Source organism: Ralstonia psammae (assembly GCF_958405935.1).
GTDB classification, from domain to species: domain Bacteria; phylum Pseudomonadota; class Gammaproteobacteria; order Burkholderiales; family Burkholderiaceae; genus Ralstonia; species Ralstonia psammae.
This window is the reverse complement of sequence record NZ_CATZBU010000010.1, coordinates 132,830-147,388: the sequence shown is the minus strand read 5'-3', so window position 1 is coordinate 147,388 and position 14,559 is coordinate 132,830. Positions and strand designations below refer to the sequence as shown.

At 58.2% G+C, this 14,559-nt stretch carries 12 protein-coding genes; 8 read left to right on the top strand and 4 right to left on the bottom strand.

The annotated features are described in order from the left end of the window. Positions 1–238 precede the first annotated feature (238 nt). Positions 239–922 carry an AvrPphF family type III effector gene (locus R2N16_RS18800; protein WP_316667413.1) on the top strand — a complete coding sequence of 228 codons (684 nt, stop codon included), beginning with the start codon at positions 239–241 and terminating at the stop codon, positions 920–922. A 199-nt stretch (positions 923–1,121) separates the two neighbouring features. On the opposite strand, the gene R2N16_RS18795 is transcribed toward R2N16_RS18800, so the two are convergent. Then, the gene (locus R2N16_RS18795) at positions 1,122–2,189 is read right to left on the bottom strand and encodes a helix-turn-helix domain-containing protein (protein WP_316667411.1); all 1,068 of its coding nucleotides are present in this window, start codon (positions 2,187–2,189) and stop codon (positions 1,122–1,124) included. Between the two features lie 328 nt (positions 2,190–2,517). Between R2N16_RS18795 and R2N16_RS18790 the strand changes: the two genes are divergently transcribed. The 3 genes from R2N16_RS18790 to R2N16_RS18780 all read left to right on the top strand — a co-directional run bounded on the left by R2N16_RS18790 (position 2,518) and on the right by R2N16_RS18780 (position 4,783). Beyond that, a complete protein-coding gene (locus R2N16_RS18790) occupies positions 2,518–2,913 on the top strand; it encodes a helix-turn-helix domain-containing protein (protein WP_316667409.1) in 396 nt (131 codons plus the stop codon). A gap of 349 nt (positions 2,914–3,262) precedes the next feature. Beyond that, positions 3,263–4,030 (top strand): glycoside hydrolase family 25 protein, encoded by a 768-nt coding sequence (locus tag R2N16_RS18785; RefSeq protein WP_316667407.1) that lies wholly within the window; start codon positions 3,263–3,265, stop codon positions 4,028–4,030. 84 nt (positions 4,031–4,114) lie between these two features. Continuing rightward, entirely contained in the window at positions 4,115–4,783 is a 669-nt protein-coding gene (locus tag R2N16_RS18780) for a hypothetical protein (protein WP_316667405.1), read from the top strand. Positions 4,784–5,434: 651 nt separating this feature from the next. On the opposite strand, the gene R2N16_RS18775 is transcribed toward R2N16_RS18780, so the two are convergent. The 3 genes from R2N16_RS18775 to R2N16_RS18765 form a co-directional block, all read right to left on the bottom strand. Continuing rightward, entirely contained in the window at positions 5,435–5,713 is a 279-nt protein-coding gene (locus tag R2N16_RS18775; protein WP_316667403.1) for a hypothetical protein, read from the bottom strand. A gap of 462 nt (positions 5,714–6,175) precedes the next feature. Continuing rightward, positions 6,176–9,376 (bottom strand): TrlF family AAA-like ATPase, encoded by a 3,201-nt coding sequence (locus tag R2N16_RS18770; RefSeq protein ID WP_316667401.1) that lies wholly within the window; start codon positions 9,374–9,376, stop codon positions 6,176–6,178. A 48-nt stretch (positions 9,377–9,424) separates the two neighbouring features. Continuing rightward, positions 9,425–10,396, bottom strand: coding sequence for a restriction endonuclease (locus R2N16_RS18765; protein ID WP_316667399.1), 972 nt, complete (start codon positions 10,394–10,396; stop codon positions 9,425–9,427). A gap of 335 nt (positions 10,397–10,731) precedes the next feature. Here R2N16_RS18765 and R2N16_RS18760 point away from each other — a divergent pair, with 335 nt between their 5' ends. From R2N16_RS18760 to R2N16_RS18745, 4 genes are all read left to right on the top strand, one after another. Continuing rightward, the gene (locus R2N16_RS18760; protein ID WP_316667397.1) at positions 10,732–10,884 is read left to right on the top strand and encodes a hypothetical protein; all 153 of its coding nucleotides are present in this window, start codon (positions 10,732–10,734) and stop codon (positions 10,882–10,884) included. Then, positions 10,881–11,621 carry a metallophosphoesterase family protein gene (locus tag R2N16_RS18755; RefSeq protein WP_316667396.1) on the top strand — a complete coding sequence of 247 codons (741 nt, stop codon included), beginning with the start codon at positions 10,881–10,883 and terminating at the stop codon, positions 11,619–11,621. Before R2N16_RS18760 ends, R2N16_RS18755 begins: the two co-directional genes overlap by 4 nt. A 551-nt stretch (positions 11,622–12,172) precedes the next feature. Continuing rightward, positions 12,173–13,588, top strand: a complete 1,416-nt coding sequence (locus R2N16_RS18750; protein WP_316667394.1) for a surface-adhesin E family protein — start codon at positions 12,173–12,175, stop codon at positions 13,586–13,588. 162 nt (positions 13,589–13,750) lie between these two features. Then, positions 13,751–14,536, top strand: coding sequence for a DUF2242 domain-containing protein (locus R2N16_RS18745; protein ID WP_316667392.1), 786 nt, complete (start codon positions 13,751–13,753; stop codon positions 14,534–14,536). Positions 14,537–14,559 lie beyond the last annotated feature (23 nt).

Sequence of the window (14,559 nt, the reverse complement as noted above, 5' to 3'; positions counted from 1 at the left end):
GTCGCCATGAACGATTTCGTTTCGCCCCCCAATCTTTCTGCCAAACACCAGCAGGGTTCCCTTGGTCTTCTACGATATTTGCCTTTGCAAAAGTAATGGAAAGACCAACATGGGATGCTTTGTCTCCAAACCTGCAACGCAGCATAGTTACGTCGACTACTCTGCCACTCGAACTAGCACGGCCCCGACTTCGCAGGGTTCAACGAATTCAAGCCATGCACGGGATCGAAGCCACGGGTTGCAAGATCTGCCGCAGCGCGATAGTGCTGCTACCGGGGGGACATCTTCCCTATCCAATCGCCGTCGTGCCACATTGCCGGGAACGAGTACGGCATCACAGTCCGAAAGCGTCAAGGTTGGCGGCCGACACTACCCATCCATTCATTCCGTAGACGCATCCGTAAAGACGGCGCTGCTTGAAACATATGATCCGGTGCGCGCGCTCGGCCTTACCGATAATTCGCGTTTCTATCGCGTGACGGAGTCCAAACGGGTAAGTCAAGGCAGTATTCGCGGCAACCCCAAGTCCATGGCCTCGGTCCTGCATCACCAGGCGGTGGAGCCAAACCGCCATTACCGCTCTGGTGTCGAGCAAACTGAATACCTGTACAACATTGCGCACCCGGTACAGCCCTACAAACCAGCCGAAATCCCGGCCAAGGATCTGGCGCATCCCACTTTGAATGTGATGTGGGGCAGCGTTGCAGCACAAGGCGCTCTGCAGTATGCACAGCATGGTCATGCTTTAGTCGAGATGACACTAGGCGACCTCCGTGGAGCCGGCGGTGGCGATGTCTTCTTCGACGCGATACGTTCAGACGACGAGAGGTCGATTCCCTTGATCGTCACCCTGCCAAAGGGGACGGCAGTGCCGGTCAAGATTATCGACCCGGAATCCATTGCGTCTTCAGACGAGGGTTGACCGGCTTAGCGACGCCACTTGGTTTTCGACATATAAAGCTGAAGCACAGCACCAGCTAGCCCGTCTTCGGCCAATCGCTTGCCCCTCAAGTGGGGCAAGGTCACCAGGTCGGCTTCTCATCAAGAAAGCAATTTGAGAATGGTTGAAATTCCGCCAACTCAACCGTTGCCGGCGCGGCACACATGGCCGCGCGCGTCCATTACTTCGGCGCTGCGTCAGCTTTAGCTTTGAGCGCGGCGAGTCCGATCGCGCAGCGTGAGTCCACGCCAATCTTCCTCATGATGTGCCCCACGTGGGTACGCACCGTCCAGTAACTGATGTTCAGGGCCAGTGCGATCTGTTTGTCTGACATGCCATTGAGCATCAGGTGGCAGACCTCCCCTTCGCGCACGGTCACGCCAAACTGCTGCTGAAACCACGCAGATGAGCCCACGACCCGTGCGATGAGGTGAACCCGGCACCCCCGCCCAGGGCCGCCATGGGCAACTGGGCGCTCCACGCAAAACCCGAATCCGTTCCACTGGCCGCCGCGGGATCCGTTGGCTGCCTCCGCCAACTGCTGATAGAGCGCGTCGCGCTCCTCACAACTGAGCCCAACCATGATGGCGCGCGCCTTCGCGTTCGGCCGGGGCGCTAACGTGCCGTCCAGCACAAAGGTCGGCACGTGCGTCTCGGCATCGGTGCCAACCTGCTCCACTTCCTGGAGGATGCGAAGCTGGTGGGCATTCAACAGATGCGGCTTCAGCAGGCTCAGCAGCAATGTCTCTCGATCGCCGAAACGCTTTTTTGGGTCGCTGGTACTGAATCGATAGTCCAGCAGCATCCCATTGGGGTCGGGCAAGCGCAGGCTGATGCCCGGATACGCCTTGTGCCGACAGAGAAAATCCGTGAAGTACTCCGACTGGCCCCATTCCGAGCGGCAGAGCTTCCGCTCGATCACGACGGGTTCAAAGCTGCCTTTCAGCAGCTCGTCGATCGAATCGACCGCGTGGAAGTACTGGCGATACTCGGCACGCATGCTCTGGTCTCGGCCCCACAACGCGCTTGGCTGTGGCTGATGCACACCCTCGGGACACCGCAGGAGCTGCGCCATGAGATCCACATGCAGCAGCGTCCCCAGCTTCTCGGCCAGTTCAGGCCGTTCAAGAACGCTGTGGCTTGAGGGCTCATGAAGATGCCCGGTGATATCGAGCAATGCTCGCAATTCAGCGGTGGAGAGGTCCATCGATCGCTTGGCCTGCTGGCCACCGGTGTTGAAGCTGAGCATCCATCGTGGTGATCCAGGCACGCATATCAATACAAGAGGTATATCGGCTTAACGGCCGGACCCTATAGCCGGTGCACCTTTGATGGGCACAAACGCGTAGCGCACCCCCACCGCGCTGCCCATCGCTATCCATAGCGATGGTTGTATGCCACCCGCTTTTGCGATAGTGCGCCTGGGGAGGACTGCTTGCCGCGGCCGCGAGCCGTCACCCCCGCCGCCATAACTCACATCGCCTATAGCCGTTCGAAGGGGAACCCGCATGCCAGCGCGAACACGATCGTCGACCAGTCCGCCGGATCCATGCCGTCCCGGCCTTCCATCGACCGCCATGGTTGCGCGCTGGGACGTTCTTCCCTCATCGCTGGCCGTCATCTTCCTGGACACTTCGCTACTCAACGACTCCACCTGGCTGCCTTCGCAGCCCAAGTTGCAGCCGATGGCCCTGGAAGACGTACAGCAGATGCTGAGCGGCGCATTGAAACCGCCTGTGCCGGCCAGCGCCATGGGGGCCAACACATCGCCCGCCACGCTGGAGCCCAAGCCCCTTACCCGCCGCCAATGCGACATTCTTCAAGAGGTGGCCTGCGGCCGCTCAAACTCTGAGATTGCGCAACGGCTGCATATCAGCGTCGAGACCGTCAAAACCCACATGCGCCAACTGCTCTCGCGGATGGGTGCACGAAACCGCACAGAGCTGGCCACGCTTTACCAACGTGGCCGCTAAGTGAGCCAAGCGACGCCCGTACGGCGCGACATTACGCGTCCGATGCGTTCTGGTCTAGGGCACAGCGCGGCTAGGCGGTCCCTGGCTTTTGCGCTCAAGCCTTTGAGCATCGTGCTTTGGCCGCTGGGTTCGGCACGTGAAGGGTTGGGCGATGTGCCTTGGCCTCCCGCCGATGCGTGGGCTACAAAAAAGCCCAAAAGCCACGCCATGGAGTAAGGCAGGCTGATCAAAGTCCAGTCCACCTCCTTTCGGCTACCCCCTCTTTCTGGGGATTTCGGACGGAAGACCCGTGCACCAGTCTCATAAAAGCGGCGCCCAAGCCGCAGACCTTCGGGATAGGGGACGGGGCATGACACTCGGGAAATTGGCGCTCTTGTGCGCGTGCACGCTTGCCCCGCTTGCGGGCCATGCACAGAACGACGAATTTACGAAGCCCTGGGACGACGGCAACCGGGCAATTGTCATTGACCCATATGAAGGGAATGACAAACTCAACTGGGACGAAATTGCCAAGGACAAGCGCGTCGTGGCGATCATCCACCGCGCAACCCAAGGGATGGAGACCGACGCGAAGTACCAGGAGCGCAAAACCGAAGCGCTGAAGCGCGGCTATCTCTGGGGCTCGTATCACCTCGGCAGACCGGGCGACCCCATCGCGCAGGCCAAGTTCTATCTCGATGTCACGCGGCCGGCCGACACCGAGGTGATTGCGCTGGACATTGAAGGCACCTCATCGCACGACATGTCGCTTGCCGATGCCAAGGCCTTCATCGACTACATCGCGCGGCAGACGGGCCGCTATCCGGTCTTCTACACCAACCACAACACCACCCGCATCATCACAGAGCAGGCGAGCGGCAAGGCGACGGTCTTCTCCAAAACACCGCTCTGGTATGCGCGCTACCTCAGCACGGTCACCGACTTCCCCAAAGGGGTCTGGACCACCTATGCGCTCTGGCAGTTTTCCAGCGAGCAGAACTGCAAGCAAACCGGCAAGTGCCTGTACAACGTGCCGGGCACTGATCGCTACATGGACATCAACGTCTTCTACGGCAGCCCGGAAGAGCTGAAGGCCCGCTGGCCGTTCCGCTCACCCACAGTCGAAGCGCAAAACTGAGCGCGATACACCACGCGCCTGTATGGCGGCATCACGTCTTACGCAGGACCCATACGCACTCAAAACATAGGGAGGGGTCGCACCATGAACACCATGCATAAGTTCCATGCCGGGGCTGGCGCGCTGTTGCTGGCAAGCGCACCCGCACTGACCTGGGCCGCTGGCGCATCGGCCGCACAGCAGTGCACGACGCAAGCGGCGCTGCAGAACAAATCCATCAAGGTGGAGGAAGCCAAAGCCTTGTTCGTGCCCAAAGCGCAAAACCTGACGGCAACATCAACCACCAAAGACCTGCTGATCAACGGCGACCAACTCAACGAGTTTGAAGCCACGCTCACCACATACGAAGTCAAGGCAGACGGCACACTGACGGTGCTGACCAACAGCGCCAGCGCCGAGGACAAGGATTTCTTGACGATCTACTCGTTCAAGCAGTACCGCAGCGATGGCAATAACAAGTACGGCATCTCAATCCGGCTGGACATCAACTACCACTCCAGTAGCGGAGCGATCTCGCTAGCCAACCTGTTTGGCTTTCTCTCGGCCAGCGGCAATGCCAGCAAGTTCAAGGGCAACCTGAGCTTGTCAGCACATGGGCTCGTCAACCCCAAGATTGCCGCCCTGCTGCCCGTGCCAGCCAAACTGGATGACAGTGCCGCTGCCCAGTACTTCTCATACATGGGCGCATTGAAAGGGCTGATCACGGATAAGGACACCACCATCGATCCGGTGTTGTTATCGCCGTGTGCGTAAGGTTGCGACACGTGGGCAATGCGGCGACGAGTTCGACGTTCCACCCTCCGAGGCTGACGTTCCACCCTCCGAGGCTGACGTTCCACCCTCCGAGGCTCGCGTTCCACCCTCCGGGGCTGACGTTCCGCCCTCTGAGGCTGGCGTTTCACCCTCCGAGGCTGGCGTTCCACCCTACGAGGCTGGCGTTTCACTCTCTGAGGCTGGCGTTTCACCCTCTGAGGCTGGCGTTTCACCCTCTGAGGCTGGCGTTTCACCCTCCGAGGCTGGCGTTTCACCCTCTGAGGCTGGCGTTTCACCCTCCGAGGCTGGCGTTTCGAGTTCTGAACTCCACTTTCCCGGCTCTGCGCTCGGTGTTCGCTCCGACTGATTGGACCTCGGACCGCGGCGCTTCACCCTCTAAGCCCGGCATTCGACAGTGTTAGCGCGGCAGTCGAGCCTCTGGACTCGGCGCGCGCGTGTTTGCGCTCGACATGTTGAATGTCTGAGAGCGGCGTTTGGGTGTTGGGGCTCGGCGTATGGGCCACGGACCGTTGCGGTCGGGCCTTTAAGCGTCGTGCTTGGGCCCGCTGGGCTCGGCACGTAAAGGGTTGGGCGTTGCGCCCTGGCTGGCGTCCCCCGCCCGTCTCGGGGTCGCGTTTGCTGCTGTTTTTCTTATTTCTGCTGATTCGCGCGTTCCAGCACGTGCAGGACTTCCCACCGGTACAAGTCAATCTGCACGCCGTCTAGCGAGCTGAGCATGTACGCCCCAATCGCATCCAGAAACCCGGCCTGGTATTCGGCGGGCTTGTCTTTGATATGGAGCTGATATTCCCAGCGCAGCGTCTTCGGCTCGAACCGCCGATGCAGCTTCATGTTCAACTGCGTGCGCCGCAGAAAATCTCGCCCGCTCAGGGCGCCTTGCAAATACAAGATGTTGTTATCAAGGCTCATCGGGCACCTCCGGGCGGAGGACTCTGCGTGATGCAGGTGAGATGACAGATTGCGGGGGATGCCCGCGTGGGATGGGTATGGCTTGGTTCGGTTGATCCATTGTCTTGCCCTCTGGTTGAGTGAGGAGCCACCCACCGGTGAGGGTGGGCGGGCACACGACAAGGTCTGCAATACCGATCAACTATTCCAAAACCGGCAGGGCCGAAGCCCTCCCTGCCGGGCCCGCCCATGAGGACGAACGACGGCACGCGAGGGCTATAACGGCACTCACGGGAATAGTTGAATTCGGGATTGCAGTCCCGGCTGCGGTTGTTGCCGCAGCGGGGGGAGTTTAGCGGGTATGGCGGTTTTGGCACAAGTTGGATGTGATGAGATCCCTCTCAAGCCATTGCAAGGGATGGGCGCGACGGGGTGCGATCCATGAAAATACATAACCCACCAAAGCGCTCCCAATCCGCGCCTTTACAGCCGATATTTGGATTGGCGGTTCTTGAATGCAGGCTCCGTCCCTTCAAGAATTTGCACAACCTTTGCTTTGATATCCGGGTTTTCAATTGAACCCGCAACATATTTAAAACTCTGCGCGGCCTTATCGCAATTTGCATGAATAATTTGCTCTGCGTCACAGACGACGGCCAAGTTAGGATTGTGCGTGACCATAATAACTTGTCTACGTTCTTTGGCTTTTTTTATACACTTAACCAAAACACGATAGATAGTTTGATTATCAAGATTCTCTTCTGGCTGGTCGATCACAATGGGGATATCCTCCTTATCCACCAAGAGATAGAAAACCAATAGCAACAATCCACGCTCGCCGGGCGATAACTGACCAATCTCCTGCCCGTCATAGGTTAGGGAATAGCGAGGTACTAGATATTCAAGCCCATACAGATAAGCAAGAATCTCCTGCGACTCCACGCCTTTACGAAGCTGGTCAGCTAATCTCGTTTCCCTGCCGACACCCTCTCGACGATCGTAGTGGAGCATGTCGTCAATTCGCTCCGCGAAGGCAACGGCGGCGTCAGGCGTTGAAAAATCTGCCTCTTGCAGCATTGCCCGGACTTTCTGGTTGCTCTCATCGATACCGGCGAAAGAGCCTCTTGCTTGCCTGTTGAGACGGTTGAGGAACTGATCTTGGAAACCCGTCTCGTCGATCGTCACCTCAAAGTCCAAAGGCAAGCTCATTTCCATCTGTTCTGCGGATTTGACGAACGACTGCACGGGTTCATAGAGCCTACGGTACTCGTTAACCATATCTGCGATATGCCTATGAACTTCCTTGGCCAAGTTGGCGCGCTTCTCTTTGAGTTCGATAAGCCGTCCAGGAAGGACCTTCAAGGACTCGATTTCCGCCTCGATCCACGCGATGCTTCCAGACTTGTCACGAGCACCAGCAATTTCCTCTTTCGCTTTCTCCCATTTCAACAGCTCCTCCTTGTAGCGGACGAACTGTCTCTGCCTCTCGTCTAACTTACCCTTGGTAGCCAAAATTTCCTTTGTCACCTCATCGCGCCGCTTGAGTAGGCTCCCGGGCTCCACGCTTAGCAGTGCGCTGTCCACCCTGCCCATCTCCGCGGCGGCCGCAGAAGCAATGATTTCGACTGGGACAGTATCGACTCGCAATTCGAGCAAAGTCTCCGCAGCAATTTTTGGATCTAGTTCCGCCAAGAGTTCGTTCAACTCTCCGAGAAACAACTCGTGTTGCTTCTTTTGATTCGCGATCGCCTGACCGATCCGCTTAGCTAAAGCCAGTTGCTTGGCCGCCTGAGCCTTCTGGTCCCTGAGCCTCGCGTCCTCCTTCGCCAGTTCTTGGAACTCTCGCTCTAACTTGTCGATTTGCTCTGCTGCTTCTCTGGACTCTGCCTGCGCTTGTGCCGACGCGTTGGGATCTTCAATTTCCTGTGGTTTGGCTGCATCCAATGCCACAAACTCGGCTTTCTTGGCCGCCAACTGCTCTTCAAGACTGCGCTCGAACTCAGGGGCCAACCGCGTTTCGGCTTGAATGATGTCGGAATTTACTTTCGACATTTCGCGAAGAACTGACTGCCTCGATTGGTTAATCTCCGAAACCTTGAAATTCAGAAGCTCGTCCATCGATGACTGCCCCAGGCGATCCTCTTCCGGAACATGCGAGTAAATGATCTTACGAAGCTCCGAATCAAAGGTAGAAGATCCACCTTCGCCTAGTTCATTGCACAGATCCTCCAAATAACGCTGAGGTAAGTATTTGACTCTCTCAACACTGCTGGGATCAGGATCTTTATCTAACTCCCGCGCGGTCTCCCCATTGTCATACCAAGATAGAGTGCCCTCAAAATTCTGGGCGAGCCGCATGCGTGGATTACGGAACCTGTTATTGTTCAGAAACGAGAAACTGCTGTGGTTTTTTGTGTTACCCGCCAACGCAATGACGTCGACCAGCGCACTCTTGCCACTTCCCTTGTTGCCAATGATGGCAACCAAATCTGGATTTAAAGGAAGATCAACGTCAAACCATTGGGCCGCTAATGAGGCTCCTGATTTTTTGGCCACTTTTACCGACCGGATAAATTTAGTACGGTTCCGATCGACCAACTGATGCTTCTGTGGGATATCGCCAACAAAGACTCTATCCTCGAATTCATCGACAGCTTGCAATAATCCCTGAAATGTTGTGTCAGCCTTGATCCAAGTGAAACAGTTTCCAATTCTATCCTTCTCTTTGGAGCGACTTAGATCGTGTGCGTCGGAGCAGTCCAGTAGCTTCGCGTTGACATTCGACTTGAGCAGTTTCTTACGCCCTTTTGCATAGTTTTCAGGGTTTTCTGCCGCAGTGAAAACCAGATGTGCGTCATTTATTAGCGTTTTCTTCTCTGCGATAGTGTGATCGTCCCACTTTAGATCTTCCCACTCAGTCTTACCGATAGCTATCAAGTGCTTTTTAACTAAATGCTGGTTATTTAACGCATCCTTAACGGATTCGAAACTGACGTTTAGATTGTTGAAACCTTCCTTCAAAGGAGAACCGAAATCACCTCGATTTTCAGCAGGCACCGATTCGATAACCGCTCGCCCCAGTCTTTCCAGATTCTCACGATTAATCACGCCACCCCAACTACCCTGACCGGGCGACCCTGGAACGAGGTTGTAGGTCCGCGAGATCGCAGGTAGAAACTGTTGGCGTATGAGATCAGGCTCAACTTGATCGAAGATCACATGCAGGTTGATCCTGCTCCAGTTCGATTGAGCATAGCCAGCCTTGTCGCCTTTGACGACTCCCCCGAACTTATCCAACCGCAATTCAACAACTGGAAGAATCAGGTCGATGTTGGTGAGCCGCCCTTGCTCGCGTTTCGCCTTAAGCACGCGCTCATAGCCATCCACAAAAAGGTAATCATTGATACCGATGACTTTGAACTCTGGTGGCAGTGCTTCGATATCCGTAAAGAACGCTTCCCAAGCAGCGTCGGGGTTGCCCGGGTAGTTGTGGACAATCGACTCTGGTGTGTGGACGTGTAGATCCCACTTGCTCCAGGTCGATCCAATTCTCGTGTTGGGCACGTTCTGCTCCTGAATGCCGATTCGGTCTAGTTTCTTGATTGCTAACCGGCCGCCCTGGCCGGCCGATGCACTGTCATCCAAATGGTTTGCCTTTTGTCCGCCTCGGTAGTGCGAGGACATAGGCGAGTCAGTTCGGGGGGGAGAACCGTCAAACGTCCGCGGCTATGCTCAACTGGCACTCGCCATCTGCAACGTATACCGACACCCCGTCCGATAATTACTGCACCCCCAAAACGCCCCACTCTTCCCATTCCGCGCCACCAGCTTCACCCCGCAAGCCGGGCACGAAGGCGTCCAGTAATCCCCCTCAAACACCTTTGCCAGCAGCGCGGCCTGCTTGTCTTCGGCCAGCGCGCGGATGCGCTCAAGCACCGCTGGCCCGTCCAATAGCTGGATACCGGCAAGCTCTGAAAACTCCTGCACCGGGTTGCCGACATAACCGGACAAAGACCAGAACACGCCCCGCTTGACCTTGTGCGCCAGCATGGAGCCGCCCAGCGCCCGCACCTGTTCCACCTTCACGGGCTTGGACCACGCCTTGCACTGGACCACCGCCACGGGCGCGCTCTGGCCGGCCTTGTACAGCGTGGCGTCAATGCCGCCGTCTGCGCCGTGCGGCACCGTCTTCACGGCAAACCCCATCTGTTCGTAGTACTGCACGCACAGCAGCTCGAACCGCTTCCACTCAAGCGACTGGATGGCCTCCAGCGTCCAGCGCTGGGGCGTGGCGGGTTGTGCCGGCGTGGGGGCTTGCGGGGGCGGGGTGGTGTTGCGAGTGGGATTAGGCGGGTTGGGCGTGTTGCTGCCCGCAGCGTTGCGGGCGGGCTGGGGCGGCGCCTTTGGCGGGCGGGCTCGCCCAGTCGGTTCCGCGCGCGGGGGGCCGAGCCGGGCGTCGGCCCGCTGGCTGTGCTCGCGCAGGTACGACAGCACGGCAAAGAAGGCGAGCAGCAGCGCGGGCATCCAGGCCAGCCCGCGCGCCAGCATCCCGACGCCGCCCAACAGCGGGTTGGCCGCAAACGCCGCCGGGAGGATGTTGTGAAAAATCAGGTAACTGGCCCCCGAGCCAATCGCCAGCATCCACCATGGCAGCGCCAACAGCACGTCGCTGGTGGATGCTTGTTGCTTTCTCCTCCGCCCCATTCACTGCCCCCGGCCTAATGCTTTTAGATATTTAGGACTAGGCGCTTTCTCTGATAATCCGCTTCAAATCAGGGCGCCGGTTTTTAATTGGGAAACAGCATAGGCGATGCATCGGGATTGCGCTGCCCCCGTTGGTGGGGTTAACGGGGGGATTTTTGAGCGGCGGTTGATAAAGATCGAGTCTGGGCGGGGGAATTATGTTTGGTGAAAATCTGAATTAACAATTCAGCATGTCGCGGGCAGCGTTGGCCGCATGGCTCGCACGTGCGTGGCGTTTGCCGCTTACCCACGCAAAAACTCTCAGGTACGATGCGGCACCTATTTCGCACACCGTTATGGCCCTCAGCTTCCAAACCACAGAGCAGGACATGGTTGCCGCGTATCAGCTGCACTACACGATGCGCCGCACCAAGGCCGCGTGGGTGGCCGGTGCGTTTGTGCTGGGACTCGTGGCTTATGTCACGACGCAACGCAAAACATCCCCATGAGAATCGCCGCCCTCTCCGATATTCACGGCAACCTGGCCGCGCTGGACGCCGTACTGGAAGACATTCAAACCCAGGGCATCGATCTGATCGTGAACCTGGGCGATATCGCATCCGGCCCGCTACAGCCGCGCGAAACCGTCGATCGTTTGATGGCGCTGAACCTGCCGACCATTCGCGGCAATCATGAAAGGCAGGTACTTGCTGGCGACCCGTCACGCATGGGCGCGTCGGAGCAATACGCATTTGAGCAGTTGAGGCCAGACCAGCTCGCGTGGTTTGCCAGCCTGCCCGTGCTTCGGTACATCGAAGACGATGTCCTCCTCGTTCACGGGTCTGCCCAGCACGACCAGACCTACTTTCTGGAATCGCTTTCTGAGAGAGGATGCCGCGCGGCGACGCACGATGAAGTGCTCTACCGCGCAGAAGATGCCGACGCAAAGCTCGTGCTATGTGGGCACACCCATATGCCACGCGCGATGAAGCTGGCGGACGGCCGCTTTATCGTCAACCCGGGCAGCGTCGGCCTGCAGGCCTATAGCGATGCCTATCCTTTTCCCCACACGATTGAAACCGGCAGCCCGCATGCGCGCTATGCCATCGTGACTGAACAGGAAGGTGAGTGGTCCGCGGAGTGCCGCGCGGTCGAATACGCGTGGGACGATGCAGCGGCGATTGCGGAGCAGCGGGGCCGGCCGGATTGGGCGGTTGCGTTGCGTACGGGCAGGGTGAAGGACTAAGGAAACTCGATATGCGTCTCTACAAAAAACTCCTACTCGTATTCGGCGCTCTCGCGCTGTTTGCAATATGGGAAGAACGAACTTGTAATCCATGACGTGGCGTTCGATTAGCACAACAAATGAGCTGCCCCCCGCATCCGCCAGACATCGTCGTTAAGTTCCACCTAACCGCACGTACCGCGGAGGGCAGCGCCAGGGTGGTGCGTTCCGGGTATCGCCCCATCTACGGCATTCGACCGGACTATTGGTCCAGCGCCCATCACGAGTTTGTCAATGCTGAAGTCGCAAAGACAGATGAGCCGTGCGAGGCCGAAGTTTGGCTTCTGGCGCCCGAAGCGCATCCACATACGATGTGGATTGGTCGCACGATTCAGGTCGCAGAAGGCCCTCGGATTGTTGGTGTCGCAGAGGTGCAGCAGATTCTCAATCCGTTGTTGGAACGGCCAGCACCTAAGGCGTAGCTCTGTGCTCGCCATCGATTACCGGGATGGCTGACAAGCCGCCCACTGCTATTCATTCGAAGAAATTCGGGCTCATCAAGACCAATTTATATGTCCAAACGCCTTGCCAACCCGGTTGTTTTCTTCCTTTGTACCTTTGCTTGCCTTCATGCAAAAGCTGCCTCTTGGGAACCCATCGCCGCAGTACCAACGTTGTCATATCTAGTCGAATCCGCTCATCGGATTGGGAACCGCGTCTACCTCATGAATCGTTGGCGATCACAGCAAAAAACGTATTTGTTAGAAACCGTGGGACCGGTGGAGTTTGATTGCGCTAGCCAACAGATGCGACGGCCGTGGAGTGATGTCACGGTACGCGAGCAATACACGTCTCGCTCGTATGGTGACGAATCATTTGATCGCTACGCACCTTCGCGTTTCAAGCCGGTAGCGGACACAGGATTTGAGCGCCCCCTTCTGGACTGGGCCTGCCACTTGGACTTGCCGAACGAGCGTTTGGTCAATGTGGCACGCACTGCGTCCAATGACTTGATCCAAGTTGATGTCGCAAGCATCAAACGATCAGGAGCGACCACTTCGTTTTGGACACGCCGCGACTATCCAGAAATCGACGTCGATCCCCCTTATCACGCCCCATACGACTCCAAGCGCCTGCATGTTCAAGTCAACTGCAGCACAGAAAAGTACCGGGTCTTGTTCGGGTACGACTTCACCCCAGACGAAGCCGTAACAGACGCGATGGTGGAGAACACGAGCGCAGATGAGCCTCTCGACGCTGGAGACGACTACGCGCGTGCCATCAAACCAATTGCGTGCGGCAAGCCGCTCAATGCAGAAACGTTCTCTGGAATTGGCGGCCAAACGATCCGGCCGAAGGCACCTTTGAACACCGCGCCTGTTGAAGCTGCCAGCGCCATTCCAGCCGAGGTTCTTGCGGAGGTTAAAAAACTACAGGCCATCCTGCCGGTAGCCGATGCCGCACGAAGCGCAAAACTGACGGTGATCGGAAAAGACGCAAAAACATCCAACACCAACCCGGCCGTTGTTCACCTAATCCAGCCGAAGAAGGACGGGCGGACGCACATACATTCGATCTATCGGCAGAACGTTACGATGGACCACGAAATGGCCGGCTTGGTGGAACTCAGTTCTAAATTGACCATCGGCGCCCCGGGAGCAACAAGCACGTTCGTCACGACTGGTTTGACGCTAGATGCTCCTGCATGGCGGCCCAATACAGAGATCGTCTTTTCCTCGGAGAGCAGCGGAACCGGCGCGCCCATCAAATCCAAGACGACCTGCACCATCGGCGAGCCCGTGGCAGCAAACACCATCCACCCCGCATTGGCAGGCCGCGCATGGGCGCTTAAATGCAATCACTCCTCGCAAGGTGCAAGCGAGGGGTACTACGTTGAGGAGCTAGGCTACTTTTTGACGATGCACACGGTGCCCAAGGAACTCCCGGCTACCGACTACAGCATCCAGAGCCTGTCTGTTGAGCGTTGAAGCGGTCGCCTCGCGACGCCCCCTCGTCACCCGACAAACTTATAATGTCGCCCGGCCACCCGCCCACGCCGCCACCGCCTGCCGCGCACAAAACTTGCGCCGTGCCTGCAGTGGCGCCGCCGGGCCGCTCCACCATCCGGCCGAGCCCTTTTGCCCTACGCCATGCCCTACCGCTTCCGTCCGTTGTCTGTTTTGTGCGCTGCTACCAGCATCGCTGCCACTCTGGCGGCGTGCAGCTCTGCGCCCACGCCGCTCTATCAACAGGAGCAGTTCGATGCGGCGGCAAGCCCCTACGCGCGCACCTTCCACGCCAAATCTGACGCGACGTGCGAGGCGGCGCGCCGGGCACTGCTGAGCCAGGGGTATGTGTCGAGTTCGCCGCGCGCAGACACGATTGACGGCAGCAAGAATTTCCAGCCGAGCAACGATTCGCATGTGGTGATCTCGTTCCACGTGGTGTGCGCAGAGGCCAATGCAGACGGCACGTCCAGCACGGCCTACGTGAACGCGGTGCAAGACCGCTACACGCTCAAGAAGACGAGCACGTCGGCCAGTGTGGGGTTGAGCATCCTGGGCTCGGTGTCGCTGCCCATCGGCTCGGGTGACGATTCGATGGTGAAGGTGGCAAGCGAGACGATTCCGGCGGGGGTGTTCTACGAACGCTACTTCAACCTGGTGGACCACTTCCTGAAGGTCGACCCCGCCCGCCGTGACCACAAGGTCGCGAAGGCGGCGGAAAAGGAACACGTGGCCCCGCTGCCCGAGCCCGCGCCCACCCCGCAGGGCGAGCCGATGAAGATGACGACGCCCGTGGTGCCCACGCCTGCCGCGCCGCCTGTGCCGGTGGCGGCACCGGCTTCGGCACCGGCTGCTGCGCCTGCGGCACCTGCTCCGAGCACGGCACCCGCATCCGAACCTGCCAGCTCAACAACGGGCGGCGCGAGCTGAGCGGGTCCTCAACGCAAAAAAGA

Coding starts and splice junctions, on each gene's coding strand:
- R2N16_RS18745 (WP_316667392.1), top strand. CDS start 13,751: ATGCCCTACCGCTTCCGTCCGTTGTCTGTTTTGTGCGCTGCTACCAGC.
- R2N16_RS18790 (WP_316667409.1), top strand. CDS start 2,518: ATGGTTGCGCGCTGGGACGTTCTTCCCTCATCGCTGGCCGTCATCTTC.
- R2N16_RS18760 (WP_316667397.1), top strand. CDS start 10,732: ATGGCCCTCAGCTTCCAAACCACAGAGCAGGACATGGTTGCCGCGTAT.
- R2N16_RS18780 (WP_316667405.1), top strand. CDS start 4,115: ATGAACACCATGCATAAGTTCCATGCCGGGGCTGGCGCGCTGTTGCTG.
- R2N16_RS18755 (WP_316667396.1), top strand. CDS start 10,881: ATGAGAATCGCCGCCCTCTCCGATATTCACGGCAACCTGGCCGCGCTG.
- R2N16_RS18775 (WP_316667403.1), bottom strand. CDS start 5,713: ATGAGCCTTGATAACAACATCTTGTATTTGCAAGGCGCCCTGAGCGGG.
- R2N16_RS18795 (WP_316667411.1), bottom strand. CDS start 2,189: ATGCTCAGCTTCAACACCGGTGGCCAGCAGGCCAAGCGATCGATGGAC.
- R2N16_RS18770 (WP_316667401.1), bottom strand. CDS start 9,376: ATGTCCTCGCACTACCGAGGCGGACAAAAGGCAAACCATTTGGATGAC.
- R2N16_RS18765 (WP_316667399.1), bottom strand. CDS start 10,396: ATGGGGCGGAGGAGAAAGCAACAAGCATCCACCAGCGACGTGCTGTTG.
- R2N16_RS18750 (WP_316667394.1), top strand. CDS start 12,173: ATGTCCAAACGCCTTGCCAACCCGGTTGTTTTCTTCCTTTGTACCTTT.
- R2N16_RS18785 (WP_316667407.1), top strand. CDS start 3,263: ATGACACTCGGGAAATTGGCGCTCTTGTGCGCGTGCACGCTTGCCCCG.